The 23874-nt window shown below is 59.9% G+C and carries 20 protein-coding genes; 19 read left to right on the top strand and 1 reads right to left on the bottom strand.

What is annotated here, in order from left to right:
* Positions 1-11: 11 nt before the first annotated feature.
* The 16 genes from KY494_RS04415 to KY494_RS04340 all read left to right on the top strand — a co-directional run bounded on the left by KY494_RS04415 (position 12) and on the right by KY494_RS04340 (position 18096).
* Positions 12-347, top strand: a complete 336-nt coding sequence (locus tag KY494_RS04415) for a hypothetical protein (RefSeq protein ID WP_219890060.1) — start codon at positions 12-14, stop codon at positions 345-347.
* Positions 348-5912, top strand: a complete 5565-nt coding sequence (locus tag KY494_RS04410; protein ID WP_219890059.1) for a hypothetical protein — start codon at positions 348-350, stop codon at positions 5910-5912.
* Positions 5909-7381, top strand: coding sequence for a hypothetical protein (locus KY494_RS04405; protein ID WP_219890058.1), 1473 nt, complete (start codon positions 5909-5911; stop codon positions 7379-7381). Before KY494_RS04410 ends, KY494_RS04405 begins: the two co-directional genes overlap by 4 nt.
* Positions 7378-9531, top strand: a complete 2154-nt coding sequence (locus KY494_RS04400) for a hypothetical protein (protein WP_219890057.1) — start codon at positions 7378-7380, stop codon at positions 9529-9531. The genes KY494_RS04405 and KY494_RS04400 overlap by 4 nt, the downstream gene beginning before the upstream one ends.
* A 44-nt stretch (positions 9532-9575) precedes the next feature.
* Complete coding sequence (locus tag KY494_RS04395; protein WP_219890056.1) at positions 9576-9866, top strand: hypothetical protein; 291 nt, start codon at positions 9576-9578, stop codon at positions 9864-9866.
* A gap of 4 nt (positions 9867-9870) precedes the next feature.
* Positions 9871-10701, top strand: coding sequence for a hypothetical protein (locus tag KY494_RS04390; RefSeq protein WP_219890055.1), 831 nt, complete (start codon positions 9871-9873; stop codon positions 10699-10701).
* Complete coding sequence (locus KY494_RS04385) at positions 10701-12584, top strand: hypothetical protein (protein WP_219890054.1); 1884 nt, start codon at positions 10701-10703, stop codon at positions 12582-12584. The genes KY494_RS04390 and KY494_RS04385 overlap by 1 nt, the downstream gene beginning before the upstream one ends.
* A gap of 382 nt (positions 12585-12966) precedes the next feature.
* Positions 12967-13332, top strand: coding sequence for a hypothetical protein (locus KY494_RS04380; RefSeq protein WP_071077676.1), 366 nt, complete (start codon positions 12967-12969; stop codon positions 13330-13332).
* Entirely contained in the window at positions 13329-13589 is a 261-nt protein-coding gene (locus tag KY494_RS04375) for a hypothetical protein (protein ID WP_219890053.1), read from the top strand. The genes KY494_RS04380 and KY494_RS04375 overlap by 4 nt, the downstream gene beginning before the upstream one ends.
* Positions 13580-14044 (top strand): D-Ala-D-Ala carboxypeptidase family metallohydrolase, encoded by a 465-nt coding sequence (locus KY494_RS04370; RefSeq protein ID WP_219890052.1) that lies wholly within the window; start codon positions 13580-13582, stop codon positions 14042-14044. The genes KY494_RS04375 and KY494_RS04370 overlap by 10 nt, the downstream gene beginning before the upstream one ends.
* Positions 14041-14610 carry a hypothetical protein gene (locus KY494_RS04365; protein WP_219890051.1) on the top strand — a complete coding sequence of 190 codons (570 nt, stop codon included), beginning with the start codon at positions 14041-14043 and terminating at the stop codon, positions 14608-14610. Before KY494_RS04370 ends, KY494_RS04365 begins: the two co-directional genes overlap by 4 nt.
* A 480-nt stretch (positions 14611-15090) precedes the next feature.
* Positions 15091-15879, top strand: a complete 789-nt coding sequence (locus tag KY494_RS04360; protein WP_219890050.1) for a DNA adenine methylase — start codon at positions 15091-15093, stop codon at positions 15877-15879.
* A 588-nt stretch (positions 15880-16467) separates the two neighbouring features.
* Positions 16468-17151, top strand: a complete 684-nt coding sequence (locus KY494_RS04355) for an SOS response-associated peptidase (protein WP_219890049.1) — start codon at positions 16468-16470, stop codon at positions 17149-17151.
* Positions 17152-17247: 96 nt separating this feature from the next.
* Positions 17248-17592 (top strand): hypothetical protein, encoded by a 345-nt coding sequence (locus KY494_RS04350; RefSeq protein ID WP_219890048.1) that lies wholly within the window; start codon positions 17248-17250, stop codon positions 17590-17592.
* A gap of 68 nt (positions 17593-17660) precedes the next feature.
* Entirely contained in the window at positions 17661-17843 is a 183-nt protein-coding gene (locus KY494_RS04345; RefSeq protein WP_167389704.1) for a hypothetical protein, read from the top strand.
* Between the two features lie 10 nt (positions 17844-17853).
* The gene (locus KY494_RS04340; RefSeq protein ID WP_219890047.1) at positions 17854-18096 is read left to right on the top strand and encodes a hypothetical protein; all 243 of its coding nucleotides are present in this window, start codon (positions 17854-17856) and stop codon (positions 18094-18096) included.
* A 12-nt stretch (positions 18097-18108) separates the two neighbouring features.
* On the opposite strand, the gene KY494_RS04335 is transcribed toward KY494_RS04340, so the two are convergent.
* The gene (locus KY494_RS04335) at positions 18109-18381 is read right to left on the bottom strand and encodes a hypothetical protein (protein ID WP_219890046.1); all 273 of its coding nucleotides are present in this window, start codon (positions 18379-18381) and stop codon (positions 18109-18111) included.
* Positions 18382-18667: 286 nt separating this feature from the next.
* Between KY494_RS04335 and guaB the strand changes: the two genes are divergently transcribed.
* The 3 genes from guaB to KY494_RS04320 all read left to right on the top strand — a co-directional run bounded on the left by guaB (position 18668) and on the right by KY494_RS04320 (position 23838).
* Positions 18668-20128 carry an IMP dehydrogenase gene (gene guaB, locus KY494_RS04330; protein ID WP_099764098.1) on the top strand — a complete coding sequence of 487 codons (1461 nt, stop codon included), beginning with the start codon at positions 18668-18670 and terminating at the stop codon, positions 20126-20128.
* A gap of 66 nt (positions 20129-20194) precedes the next feature.
* On the top strand, positions 20195-21805 hold the full coding sequence (guaA, locus tag KY494_RS04325; RefSeq protein ID WP_219890045.1) for a glutamine-hydrolyzing GMP synthase: 1611 nt from the start codon (positions 20195-20197) through the stop codon (positions 21803-21805).
* A 260-nt stretch (positions 21806-22065) separates the two neighbouring features.
* The gene (locus KY494_RS04320; protein ID WP_219890044.1) at positions 22066-23838 is read left to right on the top strand and encodes a ShlB/FhaC/HecB family hemolysin secretion/activation protein; all 1773 of its coding nucleotides are present in this window, start codon (positions 22066-22068) and stop codon (positions 23836-23838) included.
* The last annotated feature ends 36 nt before the right edge of the window (positions 23839-23874 follow it).

The raw sequence follows: 23874 nt of genomic DNA, 5'->3' as shown, positions 1-23874 counted from the left end.
CCCAGGCCCTGTTGCTGTACGCCGATCATCTGTTTGATCGCGCGGCAGCGGCAGGCGACGGCAACGCCAAGGGCGATCACCTGGACACCGCCCGGCAAAACCCGCTCTACCGGGCGCCAGAGGCACTGGCAGTACCGCAGCTGCCGCCCGAGCTGGCTTATATCTGGACCTGGTTCACCCAGCTGAACCAGAAGCGCCAGTGTGGCATGGCCGTGAACTCGCTGACCAGTACCGAGATATTGGCCTGGCAGGCGCGCCACGGCGTCCGCTTCGATCCGTTCGAAGAAGCCGCCATCGATCGCCTTGATGCGCTGTTCATTTATCACCAAAACAAGAAGGACAAATAAATGCCTGATATCGCCCAGCTTGGACTTTCCATCGATACGCGCCAGGTAGTCGAGGGCAGCAAAGCCCTGGATTCCCTCGGTGAGGCGGCGGTGCGTGTCGAGCAGAAGACTGCTGGCGCCACGGCTGCCGTCGACAAGTTGGGCGAGGCTAATGCTGCCGCAAAGGCGAAGGTGACGGAAAGCGCCGCAGCTGTTGACGCGGTTGGTGAGGCTGGCGTGCGCGCAGCTCAAAAAGTGGCGGGCACCACCACGTCGGTAGATTCGCTGAGCGCGGCAGCAGTGCGCGTGCGCTCGACGTCGGTCGAGGGCGCCAGCGCGCTGGACGGTTTTACGAATGCGTCAGCCGGCGTGTGGCGCCGTGGTGGCGATGCGGCCAGAAGCGTCGAAACGCTCGGCGATGCCACGCAGCGCACTGGCCAACGTGCAGCCGTCAGCAATGGCCAGATGGATGACACGTCCAAAATTATGCGCGCTCAGGCTGAGCAGGCGCGCCAGGCAGCCCAGGCCACGACGGCGCTGGGCGGTTCGACCACGCAATTGACGCTGGGCCAGCAGCAACTGATCGAGCGCATGCGTGAACAGGCGGCCACGATTGGTATGAGCCGCACCCAACTGCTTGCCTATCAAGCAGCGCAGATGGGGGTCACTCAGGAGACGCAGCGGGCAATTGCAACAATCAAGGCGCATGAAGATGCTATCAAGGCAGCGGCGAAGGCGAAAGAGGACGCTGCTCGCTCGTCTGGCGTTTTGGCCGACGCAGTCAAGATGCTTGTTGCTGCTTACGCGGCGTTGAAGGTGTGGGATTACGTGAAGGAATCTGCTCTTCTGGCTGCACGGTACGAGACGCTTGGTGTCGTGATGGAGGTGGTGGGCCGCAATGCAGGCTACACCAAGACCCAAATGATTACTGCCACCGAGGCGATAGCCGCTCAGGGCATCACTATGATCGAGTCGCGCGAATCGGCCGTCAAGTTAGTGCAGGCCCACATCGACCTCAAGCATGCAACAGGCTTGGCGCGCATCGCGCAAGACGCGGCCGTAATTGGCCACATGAATTCTTCAGAGGCGTTTGATCGATTGGTAAATGGCATTTCGCGTGGAAACGTGCTGATCTTACGGAATATCGGTATTAACGTGAACTTGCAGGCGGCATACAGAGATATGGCCGATGCACTAGGCAAGACCACGAAAGAACTTACCGAAAATGAGCGCGTGGAGGCTCGAAGAATTGCGGTTTTTGAAAGGGGCGTAGATATCAATGGGACATACGCCGCAAGTATGGATACCGCTGGTAAGCAGATCACCTCGATGCAGCGATATGTTACTGATTTGAAAACTCGCTTCGGCGAAACGTTCAATGAAGTGCTTACCATTTCTGTAATGGCTCTCACTCGCTCATTGAAAGATGCCAACGGAGAGGTGAGTGAACTGGCAAAAAATAACCAGTTGGAGGACTGGGGGCATAACCTTGCCGCCACTTTTGTTTGGATTGCCAATACTGTGAGCAACGCCAATACGGTGCTGCAAAAAGCGTGGGCATGGGCTAATTGGAAACAGCGGGATGATGCCGTAAGGGAAGATTTTCATAAGAAGCTGATTGACAATAATGCAGATGGCTCAATTAACAACGACGAGCGCCGGCGACGCGCGATTCGCATTGAGTCCGTGGCCAAAAGTGAGTTTGCGCAGGAGTATGCGGACTACGTGGCTGGTCAAGCCAAACTAACTTCAGAATTCGATAGGTTTTCAAAAGCAGAGGAAGAACGCAATGCGGCCCGAACCACGAAGCGCAAAGCGGAGGCCGACGCCCGGCTCAAGGTCGAGGCCGACTATTCCAAAGCTGCGAGCGAGATCCTGATGAAATCGCTTAATCAAGGTGCGGTAGCGCAAGAGGAGGCGCGCAAGAAAGTCGTCGCTCTGCACTACGCAACCTTTACCGGCACGCCGTCCTACCGCGACACCGAAGGCCGCGAGCCAAAGCCAAAGGCCGACCAGGTCGAAAACACTCAACTTGCCGACCAGATTAAGCAGTATGAGAAAGAGGCCGCGACCGCGAAGGCCCATTACGACGCATTGGGCAAGCTTGACGACATGTACTTAAGGGGTGGCGAACTGTCTGTGCAACAGGCATACGAGAACAAGCGCTCGTATGCAACCAAAACATATGAAGCCCAGATTGACGCGTATGACCTGGAGCTCGATGCGTTGAGCAGCCACAACAGCCACACCAGCGGCGAGGCTGCGAAACACGAAAAGCAGATCAACGAGATCCTCGGGAAACGTGACGCGGCCGAGAAAGCCTTCTTTGACGAGAGCTTCCGTCGGGACGAAGAGGAGCGCTTACGCCAGGCGGCCATCGCCACTGCCGCATCCGATGCTGCAAACAAGGAAATCGCGGCCATTAATGCCCAGGTGGCTGCTGTTGAGGAGCAAATTCGCACCTACGGCTTGCTGCCGGCGCAAAAGACCGCTTTGGCAGTCGCGGACCTTGAAGAGCAAAAAGCTGCTCTTGTAAGTTTCGAGGGCAATGAGAAGATCATCGATGGCATCAATCGCAAGATCGATGCACTGAAACGCCTTGGTATCGTCCAAGGCAAGGCTTCGACGCAAGAGCAAGGCGGCGACGTAGCCAAGGCTAAGGAGCTGCTGGACATCCTGACGGCTGTCGACACCGCAACGAAGTCGGCAGCGCAAGGTATGGCCGCGTCGTTCGGCGCGGTCGGCACTGCCATCGGAGGGCTGACGACAGCATTGTCCGGCTATGCCGTGCAGCAACAGGCTATCGCTGCCCAGCTGGCCGCCGCCACCAAGGATGCCTATGGTGACCCAACCAAAGTCGCCAAAGCCCAGGCCGCTGCGGCCCAGCAGGGCGCGCAGGCGCAGATCAAGTCTTATGGAGACATGGCCAGCGCCGCCAAGGGCTTCTTCAAGGAAAACAGCACCGGTTACAAGGTGATGGAAACCGCAGAAAAAGCATTCCGCGCCTATGAAATGGCCATGGCCGTCGAGTCGATGGTCAAAAAGATCTTCTTCAAAGAAGCCGAGGTGGCCGCCAACCTGACACTGAACGCCACCAAGCTGACCGGAGAGGCGACGACGACAGCCGCATCCACTGGCCTGGCCGCCACCGAGGCCAGCGCCTGGGGTATCACGGCGGTGGTGAAGGCCTTGGCCAGCCTGCCGTTCCCGCTCAACCTGGCGGCCGGCGCCGCGACGCTGGCGGCCGTGGTCGCCATTGGCGCCAAGATGCTGGGCGGCACGGGTGGCAGCAGCGTCAGCTTGTCCCAACAACGCCAGGCCTCCAACGGTACCGGCTCGGTGCTGGGCGACTCGTCCGCGAAATCGGAATCGATCGCGCACAGTCTGGCCATCATGGAAAAGAATTCCGGGCTGGGCCTGGCTTACTCTGCATCGATGGCCAGCTCATTGCGCCAAGTTGTCGACGGTATTGGCGGTCTCGGTGGCCTGCTGGTGCGTAATTCCGGAGTGACCGGCAGTATGGCGGCCGATACAAAAGGGGGCGCCGCGTCGTTTGGCGCGTCCACCCTTGGTGTTGCACTGACGGGCGGGGTTATCGGCTTGACACTGGATAAACTGACCGGCGGACTTGTTGGAAAAATCACCGGTGGCATCCTGGGTTCCATATTTGGAGGTAAAACGACCACGCTTGATACGGGCGTCATGTTAAACAAGGCATCGCTGACCAGTATTCAGATGGGTGGCGTGTCCGCTAGCCAATATACCGACACGAAAACGTCGGGTGGCTGGTTCTCTCGCGATAAGAACCGCACTGCGCTGAGCAGCCTGGGTGGTGAGGCGAACGACCAGTTCACTAAAATCATCCTGGGCCTGCGCGACACGATTCAATCAAGCGCCACGGCGCTGGGCATGGGTGGCGCCGTTTTTACCGCGCAGCTGAATACATTCGTGGTCGACCTGGGCAAGATCAGCCTGAAGAATTTGAAGGGCGATGAACTGCAGAAGGCCTTGGAAACAGCGTTTTCAAAGCTGGGCGACGATATGGCCAAGTTCGGCTTGGGCGGCCTGGAGCAGTACCAGGCCGTGGGTGAGGGTTACCTGGAAACGTTGGCGCGCGTGGCCAACGACTACATGCAGGTGTCCGACGTGCTGGCTGTGCTGGGCAAGTCCTTCAATACGACCGGCCTGGGCGCGGTGGCGCTGAGCGAAAGCCTGATCACTGCGGCCGGCGGTTTGGAGACGCTGACCAGCGGCACCAGCTACTTTGTCGAAAACTTCCTGACCGAAGCCGAACGCATGGCGCCAATCACCAAATCGGTGAACGATGCCATGGGCAAGCTGGGCATATCGGGTGTGGACACTGTCGACCAGTTCAAGGCCCTGGTGCTGGCGCAGGACCTGAACACGGCTGCTGGCCAGGCGATGTATGTGGGATTGATTGGCCTTGCCGAACCGTTCAAGAAGGCGGCGGACTATGCGGCCGAGCTGGCCGGTGCCACGGGCGATCTGGCCGCAGCGAACAAGACCGCCAGTGAGATTGCCAGCGAGCGTCGCGACCTGCAGCAGCAGCTCAACGAATTGACGAAAAGCGAAACGGCGTTGCTGGCCATCCAGCGCGCTGGCATCGCCGACGTCAACAAGGCGCTCTTCGACCAGGTGCAGGTGGAAAAAGCGGCGGCTGCCGCGCGTGATGCGGCGGCCAAGACTTTGGTGACCGCCAAGGATGCGTTGACCAGCGCCTACCAAGCCGAAAGCTCGGCGGCGCAAAGTGCGCTCGATAAGGTGAAGAACTGGGTTTCGAGCCTCAATAGCATGAGTGCCGGCCTGGCCCTTGGCAATCTGTCCACCCTGACGCCAGAGCAGAAATATGCCGAGGCAAGGGCGCAATTCGAGAAAACGCTGGCGGCAGCCAGGGGTGGCGATGCGGAAGCGCAATCGGGCCTGTCGGCCGCAGAGCAGGCATTCCTGACGGCGTCCCAGCTGGTGAATGCGAGCAGCACAAAGTATGCGGCAGATTACGCCCTGGTACAGGCGGCCAATGCTGAGGCGCTGAAGTATGCGGCTGCGCAGGTCAACATGCAGCAGGCCAGCCTGGACGCGCTCAAGGCCCAGGTGTCGGGCCTGATCACGGTCAATGCCAGCGTGCTGACGGTGGCGCAGGCCATCGACGGGCTACGGGCGGCGATGGGTGTCGCTACCCGCCTGGGGGTGCCGTTCGATGGCTCCCATGCCGGCGGCCTGGTCAGTGTGCCGTTCAACGGCTATGCGGCCGAGTTGCATCAGGGCGAGATGGTGGTGGATGCAGCAGCAGCGGCCGCCATGCGTCGCTATTTTGGTGGTGCGCCAAGTCAGGGCGGCGGCAATACGGACGCTCTCGTGGCCGAGATCCGCGCCCTGCGCGAAGAGAACAAGGCCACGCGCGAAGAGCTCAGGGGCTTGCGTGCCGATCAGGCCAAGCAAACCGGCGACATCATTCTGGGAAATTACGATGCGTCGGACAAGGCCGCCAACAAGCAAGTGGCTGGTGCCAAATCTGCGGCAATGGCTCCAGTTTATGCGGAAAAGATGAGGGCTAAATTAGCATGAACGATGTAAATTTCTTGGCCTGGCTGAAAAACCCGCTGGCGATTCCACTGGTTTTGATCGAGGTGGCCGTGCGCGTCTCGGGTGTGGAGACGACCAAGTATTTGTCCACTGGCGTTTTCGTCACAGGTCCGGCCGACACACCGTCAAACCTCGCCTATGAACCCATCGTGTCGACGGGCGTCCAGTTCAGCGAGCAGCTGTCGCTCGATGGCGAGGCCAGCCTCTCTACCGGGGATATTGAGTTGAGCAACGCCAATGGCGAGCGTGACGGCTGGCTCGGTGCTGGCAGCGTCTGGACGAACCGGCCGGTGCGGGCATGGATAGGTGATCCGCGCTGGCCAAGGGCGGACTTCCGCATGATCTTTAACGGCATCGTGGCCGATATCGCACCGAAGGGACGCGACATGCTGGCCCTGAAGCTGCGCGATAAGATGCAGCGCCTCAACGCGCCGGCCACTGAAAGCAAGTTGGCCAGCTCGCTGAATGCCGACGCCGTTTTGCCGCTGTCCTTTGGTGAGGTGCACAACATCACGCCCTTGCTGGTCGATCCGGTCATGCTGCAGTATCAGGTGCATGACGGCGCGTGCGAGAGTATTTTCGAGGTGCGTGACAACGGCCTGCCGGTGGCGGCCGTGGCGGTCAACAGCACGGGGAAATTGACGCTCAATGCCAACCCGGTCGGCGCCATCACCGTATCGGTGCAGGGAGACAAGCCGGGCGCCTACGCCAACACCATTGCGGCGCTGGTGCAGCGCCTGGTCACAGGATACGGCAGCGCGGCCGACAGGTTTACCAGCGCCGATCTGGATATCGCCAGCCTGGCGGCATTCGACGCGGCGCACCAGCAGCCCGTCGGCCTGTACCTGCAAGGCCGCACGAATGTGATCAGCGCCTGCCAGTCGCTCACGGCCAGCGTCGGCGCGCAGATGGCGCTGTCACGGCTTGGCCAGCTGCGCCTGATCCAGATTGCGCTGCCGGCCCCCGGCACGCCGACCGAGATCCGTCCGGCACATATTGTGGGCGATACGTTGGAGCCGACCGTGCGTCCAGAGGTCGTTGCGGCTGTGAAGCTGGGTTTCTGCAAAAATTGGACCGTGCAGCCAGGCCTGCAAACGTCGATCCCCGCCCAGCACAAGGAATTGTTCGCAACCGAATGGCTGACAGCGACGAGCACGAACGCCCCGGTGCGCACCATTTATCGCCAGACGCTCGATCCAGTCCAGCAAGACACGATGCTGATGCGTCGCGCTGATGCGGATGCCGAAGCGGCGCGCCAGCTGGCCCTGTGGTCGTCACCGCGCATGGTCTACGAGTTCGAGGGGCTGCCAGAAATGCTGATGCTGGAGCTGGGCCAGCCCATCGTGATCTATAACCAGCGCTTCGGGATGGAAGCCGGTGTGCCTGGGATCGTGATTTCCCTGGCTCCCAGCTGGGAAAGTGCGCATTGCAAAGTGGGAATTCTCGTATGAGCGTTGTTTTGAATGATCGTGATGCGATGTTGCAAGGCACAATACCGCGCAATATCGACCCCAGTGCCGGCAAGGCGTTGATTCTGCAAGCAGATACGCAGGCCTTCCGTGTGACGGAGACCGGCATTGGTTCGCCGGAGGCCATTATTTTGCGCGCGCAGCTGATCGGTATTCCGGGCGTGGTCATCTGGAGCGCCACCGAAGGCAGCGAGTTGACGGGCACGGGTAACGCCCGCAGCCTGGCGTTCACGGCGATGGGTGCGAGTTCCGTGACCGTGACCGCACAAATCTCCCATGAGGGTGTGACGTACACGCAAAGCCGGGTCATTTCCAAGGCTTTCGATGGAGTAACGGGGGCGGCCGGCAGCAAAACTGCAACGGCATATCTGTACCAGTGGGCGGCGACGGCACCAGCGGTGCCAAGCGGTGTGACGAAATACACTTGGGCCACCGGCATCAATTCGACTTATTCCGTCAGTGATGGCTGGTCGGTGTCGGTTCCGGCCAATCCTGGCACGCCTGGGCTGCAATTATTCACTGCAACGCGGGTGTTGAGCGTCGCGGGGGATACCGCTACATCGACGGTCGGCTATGCGAACGCCGCCATTGCATCAATCGCAGTGAATGGCGCTGTCGGGCCACAGGGTGTGGCGGGCGTGAAGAGTGGCACCGCGCGCGCTTACCAATGGGCGACAAGCGCGCCGACGATCACGGGCAGCGCGATCTGGACGTGGGCGACAGCCAGTTACAACACCGTGCCGGTGACGGGCTGGAGCGCGACCAAGCCGGCGGCGCCAGCGCTGGGATATACGCTGTACGAAGGCGCGGTCAATCTGGTCGACGGCGCCGGCACCACCACCTCGCCGATCAACTGGTCGACCGCAACGGTGGCGGCAATCGGCTATGCAGGAAACAACGGCACCAATGGCGCATCGGTCGCTATCGCCTACACACTGGCGGATGCCTTCACGCTCAACCTGACGCCGGTGTCGGTATCCCGCGCCGGCACCGCCTATCCGGCCACCGGCACCTGGGACGAGACACGCGCCTGGGTGGCGCAGCCGACAACCGCACCGGCGGCCGGCCAGGCATGGTTTCAGTCGGTGGGCATCTACGATGGGACCAACACCGTATGGGGCGTGCCGTACCTGTCGAGCCTGAAGGTGGGCAGCCTGTCGGCCCTCAGTGCCAATTTCGGCAATATGACGGCCGGAACGATCACGGGTGTGACGATTTTGGGCACGACTATCACCGGGGGGGTAATACGGACGGCCGCCAGTGGCCAGCGCATCACCATTAACGAGTCCGCGAATAATTCAATCACGCTGTATGGTGACGCGGGCGGTGGAGTGGAAAAGTTGTTAACGCTAGGTTTGTCTAACCCCGTCGCGCTACTGGCGGTGGGCTCGTATTCGAGCGGGAACGCGGTTCCGGCCATTCGTGGTTATAGCGCGTCTGGCATTGGCATCGAAGCGAGAAGCACATCGAACCAGGCATTGTTCGCCGCCAGCACGAGTAGCTATGGCGTTCTGGCTCTCAGCACCAATGGCATCGCTATCCAAGCGAACAGTACAAACCGTGAAGGCATCCAGGCGTTTGGTGGGACCGTTGGGGTGGTTGGGATCGGCGCGACCTATGATTTTTATGCTGGCGGTGGCGGCGTCAATTATGGACCGTTCACTGGTGGTCACGATGGCCTGGCACTGTTGGACTTCAAGCCGGTACAAGGCGACATCCTGGTAGACGAAGAGATCGCTTGCTACGCCGGGATCTCGAACACTATTGCGATCAATGCCCTATCAAGTGCGCCGATGCAGAAAAATGTCATTGGCGTATTCGTCGCTCAGCGGCCGCTTGATCCACAGAATCCACCCGTCGCACTCAAGGGCATCGTGGGTCTTGCATTCATGGCCGAGATATACAAATCGATCACATTGAACGCTGTTGGCGAAGGTCAGATCAATGTCTGCGGCGAAGGCGGCGATATCAAGGCCGGCGACTACATCACCACGTCCAGCATGCCTGGCAAGGGCATGCGCCAGGCGGACGACGTTTTACATTCCTACACGGTCGCCAAGGCGCGCGAGCCGATTTCATTCAACACGCCATCAGAAACCCGTTTGATCGCCTGCACCTACCACTGCGGATAACCATGATTATTTCAACCCGATACATACCCGCAAGATTCGATGCCATGACCGTCTGGCCCCTCATCCTGGTGCGGCCGGCCTCGCGCGGCGACAGCGCGCTGCTTGTGCACGAAATGGTGCATTACCGCGAACAGCGCAATTGTGGCGTGTTGCCATGGCTGTTGCGCTACGCCATGTCGGCGCGCTTCCGCCTGGGCGCCGAAGTGCGCGGCTACCGCGCACAACTGGCTGCCGGCGGTATTTCTCTGGAGCGTGCTGCCGCATTGCTCATGCGCTACGGCGTCGATATCACCTATGCGCAGGCGGTTGCTTTGCTCAAGGCATCCAAGGATTGAACCGATGACGAACCTGCGAATCATTTATGACAATGCCGCCGACCGTGCCGCGCTGACGGCATCGAGCCAGGCCGGCGCGCTGAGCGTGGCCAACCTGCAGCGCGAAGGCAAGCATGACGTGCTGCGCTCGCTCGGCCTGGCCCTGAGCATCACCGCCACCTGGCCCACGCCCGAGATCGTCGGCTGCGTGGCCCTGCCATTTTGCAACCTGACGCCGACGGCGACGATCCGCGTGCGCGGCTACGTCGAGCCAGGCGACGCCGTGCCCGATTTCGATACGGGCGCCGTGCCGGCATGCGAGTACGCCAGGCTGGGCATGTGGGACTGGGGCGCGCTGCCGCTGGGCGTGAATGCCTTCAGCTACGGCGGCGGCACGTATGCGCGCTGCTGGCTCCAGATGCGCAGCGTCAAAAAGCTGGTGATTGACCTGGCCGACCAGGATAACCCTTCAGGCTACATCGAGGCGGCGCGGCTGGTGACGGGCCCCTACTGGAGTCCGGAGCAAAACGCCTCGTATGGAGCCGGCGTCACGTCGGTCGACGCCAGCACGCAGTATCGCAACGGCGCCGGCGGGCAAACAGTCGGACGCGGTGCGCTGTATCGCAAGCTGTCGCTCGCGCTCGACCATATGACGCCGCTGGACCGGGCTGAGCTGTGGCGCATTGTGCGCGGCAACGGCCTGTCTCGCCCGCTGCTGATCAGCCTGTATCCAGAGAGCGACGACGGTGAGCTTGAGCAGGCGCACCAGGTGTACGGCCGCCTCGCCAGCAATTCCGCCATCACTACCCTGTATTACCAAGCATATGCCACCAACATTGAAATCGAGGAACTGTAATGGGCGACTTTTTTTACTATGGCCAGAAGGACATGATCCGGCGCCTGAATGAGCTGGCCGGGCGCGGCGCCGTTGTGGCGTCGTATGCGCCAGCGGTCGGGCGGTCTCCGCTTGGCGGGCCAAATGGCTTTATTAATCCATACTGGCTTGATGGCTCCCTTCCGATCAAAAGCCAACTTCCAATCTCAGCAGGTATGGGGGCGGCAAACAAATTTGGTTTCAACTTTCTGCAACAAGGTCAAGCACAGCGACTGTATAAAATCGCAACTTTGGAACCTACAGTTTCTAGTACTTACTCGTCACTGCGTATTGACGCGCTGATTGGTGGTTGGGGAGGGTCAGAATTGACGGCAATGACTATTGTCATGGGTAGTCGTGTAGCAACTGCTGCGGATGGGATTTTTGTTGACTGGTCAGTAAGTCGGTATGTGCCTGCCAGTGTGCGTTTTCAAGCCTATCTGGAAGCAAATGGACAAGTATCTATCTACCTGTTCTTAGCTGCGGGTAGTTTTGCCCAAGCGTCATTCAGCCTGATGGGTATGTTGGCCGCCACGTATGAAGCACCTGTAGCTGTTAGCACGGCAACAGGTACTGCGGTATGGGACAGTGCAGTAGCCCCAGGCACCGCCTTGTACAGAGCACCCCGTTCTTACGGAATGGCCACTGCATTGCCTACTCTGCCACAAGGTACGAGCTTTGACAGCATCGTGGAAGTTCGGGCACAAGATGGGGTTGCGGCCTCATCGTCGTACTTTCTTGGCTGCCCAAAAGCGAACTTAATGGCGGCTAAACAAGAAGCGGAAGCCCTTCGTATTGGCGTATCTGGTAATTCGGGCGTTTCTTACGCAGGCTTCTTTAGTGCATATGTTTCAGTTGGTGAAAACGCCAGTCCATTCGCACTGGGATACAAACTGGCGCTTAAGGCTCGTGATGTGGGTTCGGGGAACTTCACCCCAACACTGTTTTCCATTACTGGCAACGGGTATGTGTATATGCCATTTCTTAAGGCAGGAAGCTCAGATCCCGCTGCGTGTCACCATATCTCCTACGGTACAGGGCAGGGGGCAGTGATTCTTAATATTGGCGTAGATAACGCGCCAAATCCGAGTGTAGGCGTTTTAGCGGCTGATGGAGCAGCTGGTTGGGGGCCAACTCTGTCGGTACTGTACGTGGGCAAGAATTCTGTTACTGGCCGCAGTATTAATGTGCCGGGGACAGTTAATACAGGGGGTAACGATTATGCTGAGTATATTTTCAAAAGCTTAATGTGCGGCATCGTAGCTGCTGGCCAGATCATTGGCATCACCGCAGATAACCAGATCACTGACAAGTGGGCCGATGCCGTTATGTTCTCGATCAAATCGACCGCACCATCGTTTGTTGGTGGTGACATATGGGCCAACGACGTAGGGCAGCGCCCAGCGCCCCAGGCAGGGCCAGCGCCAAACCAGCCCCTGCGCCGCGCCGATGTGATCACGCAGCAACCCGTGGCAGGCACCAACCCACTGGAATTCGAGGACGTGGTAACCGAGCCCGGCGACACCGATGAAGAATGGGCCGAAAAGCAGGCCGCCTACACCGCCGCGCTGGCCGCCCACAACATCGCCGTGCAGCAAGACGCCGAGGCCATGGACACCTTCGACGCGGCACTGGAAGTCGAGCGCCAGAAGGTCGACCGCATCGCCATCGCCGGCCGCGTGCCGGTCAACGTGCAAGGCGCCCAGCCGGGCGACTACATCGTGCCGATGCAGGACGGTGCCGGCATCAAGGGCATCCCTGTGCACGAGGATGACCTCAGCATGAAGCAGTACTTTCGCGCGGTCGGCCGCGTGATCTCGATTGAACCGGATGGCCGGGCCTATGTGATGGTAAAGGTGGTGTAATGGACAAGTGGACTGAGGCAAAGTTGATCGGGACATCGAACACCGGACGCTGGATCAGTAGCGGCCCCTACAGCGGGCCAGGTGAGACCCTTCCATCGTCCACCAACTATGGGAGATCGGTGAGTTCATGCGATCCCCCTACAGGTGCTGACTATGCTGAATACTTGGGCGCCAGCGCCTGGCAGAAAATAGCCACGGCTTCGGCAAAGTGACCTAATTTCCTGTAGTACCTATCAAACCCGCTTCGGCGGGTTTTTTCATTTCCACCATCAGAAAAATACTGTCTCACCTTTCCCTAGAAATGAGACAGCCATGCTCGTAATGTCAGCCCTAGCCGCTGCTCTAGAGCAATCCACCCACATACCCAACCCGAAAGGCCAATATGGCTGAACCTGCAAGCAGCACCGTCGGCATTGCAATCGCCGCCGGCACCATCACCCTGACCGGGTCCATCCTTGGCGTGCAGTATGACGCGCTGCTGGCCGGCCTGGCTGGCGGCCTAGTTTCGCTGTCCTACCTGCCCCCCATGCGCGGCCCGCAGATCGCCGGCAGCGTGATCGGCTCCTCGCTGATCGCCGGCTGGTTCGCGCCGGTGGCCAGCGTCACAGCAGCCAATTATTTCCCATTCCTGTCGAGCGCCGGCGAATCGGGTATCCGCATCGCCGCCGCAGCCGGCCTGGGCCTGTGCGCCCAAGTCATCATCCCGGCGGCATTTGCTTGGCTGCGCAAGAAAGGAGACGTGCCATGAACATTTTGTATGCGATCGACATGGCGGCGGCGACCATCGTGCTGGCGCGAGGGCTGTTCGTCGAGCTCAACCACATGCGGCCTGGCACGAGCAGTTCTATTCGCATCACGTGGATAGCGCTCACGGCCGGCGCCGCCGCCGTGCTGCTGTTCGGCGTGACACCGGCCTGGCCCGAAGTGCTGCTCCATTGTGGCATCGCTGCGCTAGTCTGCGTCGACCGGCGCTCATCGTTCTGGAAGGGATCGTCATGCAACTGAGTAAAAATTTCTCGCTGGCCGAACTGGTCGCCTCCGACTGGGCCGCGCGGCACGGCGTCGATAACACGCCATCGGCTGCCGTGCTGCTCGAGCTGCGGCGTACGGCCGAGCTGCTGCAGCGCATCCGTAATTACCTGACGGCTTGCGCTGGCATCGACACGCCCTTGTCGGACATTAGCGGCTTTCGCTCGATTCCAGTCAATCGTGGCGTGGGCAGCAGCGATGGCAGCGATCACGTGCGCGGCATGGCGGCTGACTTCAAGGCGCGGGGCATGACGCCGTACCAGGTATGCCAGGCCCTGCTCCCGAAATTGGACGAGTTCGGCATCGGGCAGATCATCAACGAACTGACCTGGGTACACGTCAGCACGAAGATGGTGGCCAAGCCGATCAACCGCATCATCACCATCGACCGCCACGGCACGCGCGCTGGCATTTTGCAGGTGCGGCCGTGATCGCGCTGTCCAAGCTCGCCGGTAAGGTGCCGAGCTGGCTGTACGCCACCGTGCTGCTGTACGTGCTGGCCAGCGCCGGCATGCTGTACCAGCGCCTCCTCGGCAACGCCCAGGGCCGGGCGGAAGTGCAGGCGCTGTGGGATGCCGACAAGAAGACCCGCGCGGCAGCGGAAACGAAGGCGGTGGCGCAGCGCGCCGCCGAGAACTTGGCGCAAGCCCGACAACAGGCCGCCAAAGCGGCGGCCGTAAAGGAAGTCTACGATGACGAAATCAACGATGTCCGGGCTCGTCTTGCTGCTGCTGAGCGCATGCGCAAGCCCGCCTTCTGTGCAAGTGCTGGACCTGCCGCCCCGGCCGGTGCCAGTGGCGCCGAAGGAGGCGCTGCAGCCGATTCCGCCGGCGGGCTACTTCCTGACGCAGTGGCGCGAGATATTCAAGCCTTGATCCTGCAGACGGAAGAGGTAGCCGCGACGGGACGCGCATGCCAGGCGTTTGTAAGAGCTAATGGCTTGGCTCCGGTGCAGGAGGGCAGATTTGATCTTCATCACGCGGGACAAGAACGCTGATAGCCCCCGTGTGTATCAGCTGATATGCCAAGGCTGATGCTTCAATTCGTGCAGCGCGATCTGATTTAAAGGTGGTTGGGGTCGGTATCTTAACGTTAGGCAGGATGGCGTTGCCAGCATGTGCGGTAATCATAATCATGCCCCGGAATTTCCCTTCATCCGTTATGTACGCACCCAACTGATATTCATATCCTTCTAGCTGGTGTCGCTGTGTCGTCTCCATACACCCTCCCATATAAATTGTGAATACAGCATGCACCTATGAGGAACCCCAATGATTCTATCCCATCAGTTTCACATGGTATGTGCATGCGTGGATGTGTCAAGCGCTTTGGTAAAGGAATAGGAAAAAGCAGAGCGCTGATTGTCGCTGCATCAACAGCGGCAATCAGCCTCGGCACGCTGGCCAGGCCAATGAACCAAGTAGGCTCGTGCTACCTCGGGAAGGTAATTCGACTCTAACATTAGGAGGTTCACATTTTGGCTTTTCCCATCATCCCCTGGATCGGCGGCAAACGACGCCTGGCCGACCGCATCATCCCGCAGTTCCCGCCGCATACCTGCTACGTCGAGGTGTTCGCCGGCGGGGCCGCACTGTATTTCATGCGGCCGCCTGCAGACGTCGAGGTGCTGAACGACGTCAACGGCGAGCTGATCAATCTGTACCGTGTCGTCAAGAATCACCTGGAAGAATTCGTGCGCCAGTTTAAATGGGCGTTATCGAGCCGCGAGGTGTTCAAGTGGCTGCAGGACACGCCGCCGCATACCCTCACGGATCTGCAGCGCGCAGCCCGTTTTTTCTACCTGCAGCAGCAGGCCTTTGGCGGAAAGGTCGACGGGCAGACCTGGGGTACCGCTACGACGGCACCGCCCATCAACCTATTGCGCATCGAGGAAAACCTGTCAGCGGCGCATCTGCGTCTGTCGAACGCATACATCGAGAACCTGGACTGGTACAAGTGCATGGAGCGCTATGACCGGCCGCATACGCTCTTTTACCTGGACCCGCCGTACTGGGAGACTGCCGGCTACGGCGTCGAATTCGAGTTCGCGCAGTATGAAAAAATGGCGGAGCTAATGGGGCGCTTGAAGGGTAAGGCGATCTTAAGCCTGAACGACCATCCCGACATTCGGCGTGTGTTCGGGCGCTTCCAGATGGATACAACTGGTATCCAGTATAGCGTGGGTGGCGGCGGTAGGGCGGTCGAGCGAAAGGAGTTGATTATTTATAGCTGGGATAGGGCAGCAGAGCCGGCCGGGCTATTCTAAGTAGTTTGATCGGCGGGGTGCCAGCGCTCATGGACGGCGTGATCGTCTTGGTGCTGGCGCGCGATTGGTAGCGTGGGAGGAAATATTAGGAGGAGCTGAATGCGCTGCTTGCTGGCTGTAGATAGCAGTGACGATATAAAAATCCCCAGCGTGTGGGGATTTTAGAAACTGGTGCGGGTTGGGGCAATTAAACCCCCGGCGGTACTATTGGGCAACAGTGAATTTGGAAGAAGCTTTTGAGTATTTTTGGCTAAGACAAACCCGCAGGACCGCTCCGCACCATAATACAAATAAAAATTGAGGCATATTTGCTCCTAGCACCTGTTGATAAATCCACAAAAGAACCGTGACCAGGCCTGAAATAACCGACAATACGTTACTAAACTTCGACCAACTAGACACTGCCATTGGTGCCAACTCGGTTAGATAAATAGTTTATCTGATGCATGAATTATTTCATGAAGGGCAACTTTTGTCAAGTGATCTGCGCATTGTCAATTATAGATTTGGCGGAATTTGTAATACGCCTTTGATTGAGGTAGGACTGACTATTTGGCGAAGGCCTGGGAAATGCATTAAAGTAACCGCATGTGCGCCGACTACACGCCCAGCCGTAAAGAGCAGATCGAAGAAAGCTTTCGAGCCGGATATCCCCTGCTCGACCTGCCACCTGAGGCATGGCCAGGCTACATGGCGCCCATCCTGCGCGGCTCGCACGAAGCGCCCGGTGAGCTGGAAATCGCCCCGGCTATGTTCGGCGTGGTTCCTCACTGGGCCGACGTCAAGCTGGCCCGCCAGACCTACAACGCCCGCACCGAGACGGTGGCCACCAAGCCATCCTTCCGCAGCGCCTGGAAGCGCAAGCAGTTCTGCATCATCCCAGCGGCCAACTACTTCGAACCCAATTATGAAACCGGCAAGCCCGTGCGCTGGCGCATCGAGCGCGCCGACGGTGGGCCGTTGGCCATTGCCGGCATATGGGAATATCGCCCGGCGGATCAGTTGTTATCGTTCTCGATGCTGACGATCAACGCCGAAGGGCACACCCTGATGCAACGGTTCCACAAGCCGGACGATGAAAAGCGCATGGTGATGATCCTAGATCCTGACCAGTACCAAGGCTGGCTGGATGGCTCGCTGGTGACCGAGGAGGACGTTTATCGGCAATATCCGGCGGAGCTGCTCGTCGCGCAGCCCGACCCGATGCGGCCGCGTACCCGTGCGAAAGCGCCTGCGCCGGTCGCGCCGACGGAGCAGGGCGGGCTCTTCTAGTTACAAATTTCGTCTTCTGGTTTTCAATGCCCACGAATATACTGTGTTTATATACAGTTATTTGGTGTTGTTGCTATGAAAGTAAGAGTGGTTTTGATGCGCAAGGCTGGCGTGGCCGTCGAGCGCCGCATGCTGTCCGATCAATACACCGTCAAGTACTCCGGCTGCTTGGTTGTCATGGACGTGACCGATCAGGGCCTGCGGCGTCCTGTGAAGGTGGCGAGACTTACGCAGCCCGGCAGGCTAGGCCCTTATATGGAACTGCTTGATCCGCACATCGTGTGGGCGAACGATGGCAAGTTCACGCTGGCAGGGTTTGAGCGGACAACGAATGCAGAGGGCCATGTGGTCGAGTTTGCGCAGTCGTGGCTTTGCGCGGTGGATCTGGCCATGCCAGAGCCGGAAACCGATACCAGGAACGTTCGACCGATGCGGTCATGAGAAATTCTCAAACGCCCCTAACTACAGTCGAGCTGGTAGAAATCCGGCTCCGTAGCGATTCGCGGGACATGCGCGCCGTGCTGCGTGAGATCAGGCGCCTGCGCGCAATCGTATCCAAGGCGGACCAGCTGGAGCGCAGCCTGGGGCCAACTGATGGTGCGGCAGCGATGATCCGTGATGTTTTGCGTGCTGAGCTGGACGAGGAGCCATCCATTGCAGAGCTGATGTGGACCGATCTAAACGTGCTATGAAGAGGTGGTAATGAGTAGGATTCGGGCGCCGCTCAGCATCGAGCAACTGAAAGAAATCCAAGGTCGCAACGACTCGGCCGATGTGCGCGTGCTTTTGTGGGAGGTTCGGCGCCTGCGTAAGATCGCAGCAGCGGCCGATGAATTGGAGCGCAGCTTGGGGCCGCGCGCCGGCATGTCCGGGCTGATCCGTGCCTCGCTTCGGGTGCAGCTGGATGGTGAGCCTTGCACCGTCTCGATGTCGCCGCCCACATGAACAGACGGCCGCTTAGCGGGCCATGCACGATTTCCCCTTCGATGCCCAGCCGGCCACGCGCTGCTGCTGGTCGACCAGCACGATGAACTTGCATCCGGCCGCGACGCTGCCGTAGTTCAGCTGCAGATATTCGCCGAGGTGTTGATAGCTGGCGGGTGTGCCGTAGCGGGCGGCAAGGGCGAAGCTGTCTATGCCTATCAGATCACCGCTGCTGCGCTCGGCAGTGCCGCTGGCAGCGCAGCTTAGCAGGGCGGGCAAGAAGAGGGTGCTCAGCGCGTGCTTCATTGTAATTTTTCCTTTTAGCGTTATGCTTACAGGTGGTGTCTTCTATATAGTATCTGCGGCACCTGCCATCCCGATCTTGCGCGGTCTCATACCAGAATGGAAGGTGGGCGAAGCGGGCAAATATGGGGGCGAAATTTGGGCGAAAACGTGGACGTTTCCAGACTTTTCCAGACATTTAGAGAGAAGTGAAAATGGCATTCCCACTATGTCTACAGAGGTTTGCGAATGTTTAAGACAGGAGTCAAGAATTTCTGTATAATCTGCTTTTGCGCCAATAGGAAATGCTATGCGTCTACTTCAAAAAGCACTCACATTCGATGACGTGCTGCTCGTCCCAGCCTACTCCAACGTTCTGCCCGCCGATACGTCCCTCAAAACTCGCCTGACCCGCAATATCACCCTGAATATTCCCTTGCTGTCCGCAGCCATGGATACGGTGACGGAAGCCCGTCTGGCGATCGCGATGGCCCAGGAAGGCGGCATCGGTATCATCCACAAGAATTTGAATCCGAAGGACCAGGCACGTGAAGTGGCCCGTGTAAAACGTTTCGAAGCTGGCGTGCTGCGCGATCCGATCACGATTCCGCCGGACATGAAAATCCGCGATGTGATCGCGCTGACGGAACAATACGGCATCAGCGGTTTCCCTGTCGTCAAGGGCAAGGAAGTGGTCGGTATCATTACCAACCGCGATTTGCGCTTTGAAAAGGAACTCGACGCGGAAGCCTCCGCCAAGATGACGCCGCGCGAAAAACTCGTCGTCGTCAATGAAGATGCCGACACGGCCGAAGCCAAGCGCCTGATGAACAAGCACCGCCTTGAGCGCGTGCTGGTCGTCAATGACGCGTTTGAGCTGCGCGGCCTGATCACCGTCAAGGATATCCAGAAGTCGACTTCCCACCCGTTCGCGTCGAAAGACAGCCAGGGCAAGCTGCTGGTCGGCGCTGCCGTCGGTGTCGGTGCCAAGGATGAAGAGCGTATCGACCTGCTGGTCGCCGCTGGTGTCGACGTGCTGGTGGTCGACACGGCCCATGGCCACTCGCAAGGCATCCTCGATCGCGTACGCTGGATCAAGACCAAGTACCCGCAGGTGGAAGTGATTGGCGGCAACATCGCTACCGCCGCCGCCGCCAGGGCGCTGGTGGAATACGGCGCCGATGCCGTCAAGGTCGGCATCGGTCCTGGCTCCATCTGCACCACGCGTATCGTCGCCGGTGTGGGCGTGCCGCAAATCACGGCCATTTCGAACGTCGCCGAAGCACTCGAAGGCACGGGCGTGCCATGTATCGCCGACGGCGGTATCCGCTTCTCGGGCGATATCTCGAAAGCGCTGGCCGCTGGCGCCTCGACCGTCATGATGGGTTCCATGTTTGCCGGTACGGAAGAAGCGCCAGGCGAAGTGATCCTGTACCAGGGCCGCAGCTACAAATCGTACCGCGGCATGGGCTCGCTGGGCGCGATGTCCGATGGGTCGGCTGACCGTTATTTCCAGGACGCCACCATGAAGGCCGACAAGTTCGTGCCTGAAGGTATCGAAGGCCGCGTGGCTTACAAAGGCAGCGTGCTGGCGATCATCTTCCAGCTGGTGGGCGGCGTGCGTCAATCGATGGGTTACTGCGGTTGCGCCACCATCGACGAACTGCGCGAAAAAGCGGAATTCGTGGAAATCACCTCGGCCGGCATGCGCGAGTCGCATGTCCATGATGTGCAAATCACGAAAGAAGCACCTAACTACCGTTCAGAGTAATTAGCGACAGACCAGACCGGCGCCCAGTGCGCCGGTTTTGTAATGACCCCATATAAAGCCCCCATCATGCATTCTAAAATCCTCATTCTCGATTTCGGTTCCCAAGTCACCCAGTTGATCGCCCGCCGCGTGCGCGATTCCGGCGTGTTTTCCGAAGTCTTCCCGTATGACGTCAGCGACGAATTCGTGCGCAACTATGGCGCCGCCGGCGTGATCCTGTCGGGCAGCCACAATTCCACCTTGGACGGCGATTCGCCGCGCGCGCCGCAAGCCGTGTTCGAGCTGGGCGTGCCCGTGCTGGGCATCTGCTACGGCATGCAAACCATGGCGGCCCAGCTGGGCGGCAAGGTGGAAAACGGCCTGGTACGCGAATTCGGCTACGCCGAAGTGCGCGCCCGCAGCCATACCAAGTTGCTCAACGGTATTGCCGACTTCGTCACCGACGAAGGCCACGGCATGCTGAAAGTGTGGATGAGCCACGGCGACAAAGTGCTGGAAATGCCGCCAGGCTTCAAGCTGATGGGCAACACTCCGAGCTGCCCGATCGCCGCCATGGCCGACGAAGAGCGCCAGTTCTACGGCGTGCAATTCCACCCGGAAGTGACGCACACGGTGCAGGGCAAGGCCATGATCGGCCGTTTCGTGCATGAAATCTGCGGCTGCAAGTCGGACTGGAACATGCCCGATTACATCAGCGAAGCGGTGGAAAAAATCCGCGCGCAAGTCGGTACCGACGACGTCATCCTGGGCCTGTCCGGCGGCGTCGATTCGTCCGTGGCCGCGGCCCTGATCCACCGCGCCATCGGCGACCAGCTGACCTGCGTCTTCGTCGACCACGGCCTGCTGCGCCTGGACGAAGGCAAGATGGTGATGGACATGTTCGCCAAGAACCTGGGCGTGAAAGTCATCCGCGTCGATGCGGAAGAGCAGTTCATGGGCCACCTGGCCGGCGTCACCGACCCCGAGCAGAAGCGCAAGATCATCGGCCGCGAATTCGTCGAAGTCTTCCAGGTGGAATCCGGCAAACTGGTCAACGCCAAATGGCTGGCGCAAGGCACGATTTACCCGGACGTGATCGAATCGGCCGGCAAGGGCAAAAAGGGCCAGACCATCAAGAGCCACCACAATGTGGGCGGCTTGCCGGACACCATGAAGCTCAAGTTGCTGGAACCCTTGCGCGAACTGTTCAAGGACGAAGTGCGCAAACTGGGCGTGGCCCTGGGCTTGCCGCATGACATGGTGTACCGCCACCCGTTCCCGGGCCCGGGCCTGGGCGTGCGCATCCTCGGCGAAGTCAAGAAAGACTTTGCCGACCTGCTGCGCCGCGCCGACGCCATCTTCATCGAAGAACTGCGCAACACGCCGTACGAATTCGTCGCCGGCCAGGCCGTCGACCCGGACGCGCTGCCGGCGAACTGGTACGAAGCGACCAGCCAGGCATTCGCCGTCTTCCTGCCCGTCAAATCGGTGGGCGTGATGGGCGATGGCCGTACCTACGAATACGTGGTGGCCCTGCGCGCCGTGCAGACGCAGGACTTCATGACGGCCCACTGGGCGCACCTGCCGCACAGCCTGCTGGGCAAGGTATCGAACCGCATCATCAATGAAGTGCGCGGCATCAACCGCGTCGTCTACGATATCTCGGGCAAGCCGCCGGCGACCATCGAGTGGGAGTGAGTTTCCTGCGGGAAACTTTGTGTCCCGGAATGACTGAGTAAGCCAAAGCCCTGTTTTTACAGGGCTTTTTTTTTTGGTATTCATTGTGGATGCATTTGTCTGACCTACTGCCATGATGCCGCATGCTTATTTACTAGTGGTAATTCGATAGTTAAAAGATAGTTACCAAAAAAGTAAAGTTCTCAAGAAATAAATATAATTGCCGGATAGAAATAATTAATTTATAATTTCCTTACGTAAATAATTACTTAAGGCAACATATGCACCTGCGCTTGACGCCATGGTGCGGTGTATTTTTGTTTAGCGGCACCCTGTGTGCCGCCGTGTCCGCGCAGACCCGTCCTGAAATCGCGCCGCCCCTTCCCACTACGCCTGGCCTTGGTCAGCGCGACGATGCCAGCCAAGAATTGATACGCCAGCAAGAACGTGAGCGCCTCCTGCGCCAGCAGCAGGAGCGCCAGCCCGACGTGCGCCTGCTCGAGGCGCCGGCGGCCGCTTCCGCCAACCGCTTGCCCACGGGCGAATCGCCGTGCTTTACCATCGACCAGCTTGTCTTGCACGGCGAGGACGCCGCCCAGTTCCAGTGGGCGCTGGCCGCCGCCGCGCGCGACGACCTGGGTGCACCGGACTCGCCGCTGGGACGCTGCCTGGGCACGCAGGCCATCAATGTACTGATGGGCCGCATGCAGAACGCCATCATCGCGCGCGGCTTTGTCACCACGCGCGTGCTGGCCGAGCCGCAGGACCTGAGCCGTGGCACGCTGGCATTGAGCCTGATACCGGGGCGTATCCGCCAGATCGGTTTTGCGCCCGGCACCAACCCCCGCGCCACCTGGTGGAACGCCGTGCCGGCGCGGCCGGGCGACTTGCTCAATGTGCGCGATACGGAACAGGCGCTGGAAAACTTCAAGCGCGTGCCGACGGCCGAGGCCGATATCCAGATCATGCCTGCCGAAGGCGGCAACGCCAAGCCGGGCGAGAGCGACCTGCAGATCCAGTGGAAGCAGGGCTTGCCGTTCCGCCTGGCGCTGGGCCTCGACGATGGCGGGTCGCGCTCGACCGGCAAGCTGCAGGGCAGCGTGACCCTGTCGTATGACCACTGGCTGACCCTGAACGACCTGTTTTACCTGAGCCTGAACCAGAACGTTGACGGCAACCGCAATGGTCCGCGCGGCACGGGCGGCATGGTGGCCCACTATTCGATTCCCTACGCCTACTGGCTGCTGGCCTTCACGGCCAGCGACAGCCGCTACCACCAGTCCGTGGCCGGCATCAGCCAGGACTACAACTACAGCGGTGCCAGCCAGAATCGCGAAGTCAAGTTGTCGCGCCTGGTCTACAGAGATGCCTCGCGCAAAACGACGGTGTCGTTACGGGGCTGGCAGCGTTCCGCGCAGAACTTCATCGACGACACGGAAGTGGAAGTACAGCGCCGCCGCATGGCCGGCTGGGAACTGGGCCTTGGCCACCGCGAATTCATGGGACAGGCGACTCTGGACCTGAACCTGCAATACCGGCGCGGCACGGGCGCGATGCATGCGCTGGCCGCGCCCGAGGAAGCGTTTGGCGAGGGCACGTCGCGGTTCAAGCTGATCCTGGCCGATGCGGCCCTGTCGGCGCCGTTCAAGCTGGCCGGCCAGCCGCTGCGCTACGCGGGCAGCTGGCGCATGCAGCACAACCGCACGTCGCTGGTGCCGCAAGACCGCTTCGCCATCGGCGGGCGCTACACGGTGCGCGGCTATGACGGCGAAAGCAGCCTGTCGGCCGAACGGGGCTGGCTGCTGCGCAATGAAGTCGGCGTGCCGCTGGGTAACAGCGGCCAGGAAGCGTATGCGGGCCTGGACCACGGCGAAGTATCGGGACCGTCCGCCGAATGGCTGATCGCGCGCCGCCTGACGGGTGGCTTCGTCGGCTTGCGCGGCCAGTGGCTTGGGGTGCAGTACGACGCCTTTGTCGGCTGGCCCGTGCACAAGCCGGAGCTGTTCCGCACGGCCAGCCATACGGCCGGTTTTAGCCTGAACGCCAGTTACTAAGATCGCCATCGACCAGTTGTCATCTCACTTTATCGC

Origin of the sequence: Janthinobacterium sp. PAMC25594 (assembly GCF_019443505.1) — a bacterium.
GTDB lineage: Bacteria > Pseudomonadota > Gammaproteobacteria > Burkholderiales > Burkholderiaceae_D > Janthinobacterium.
The sequence above is the reverse complement of the archived record's forward strand: the minus strand, read 5'-3'. Positions and strand labels throughout refer to the sequence as shown.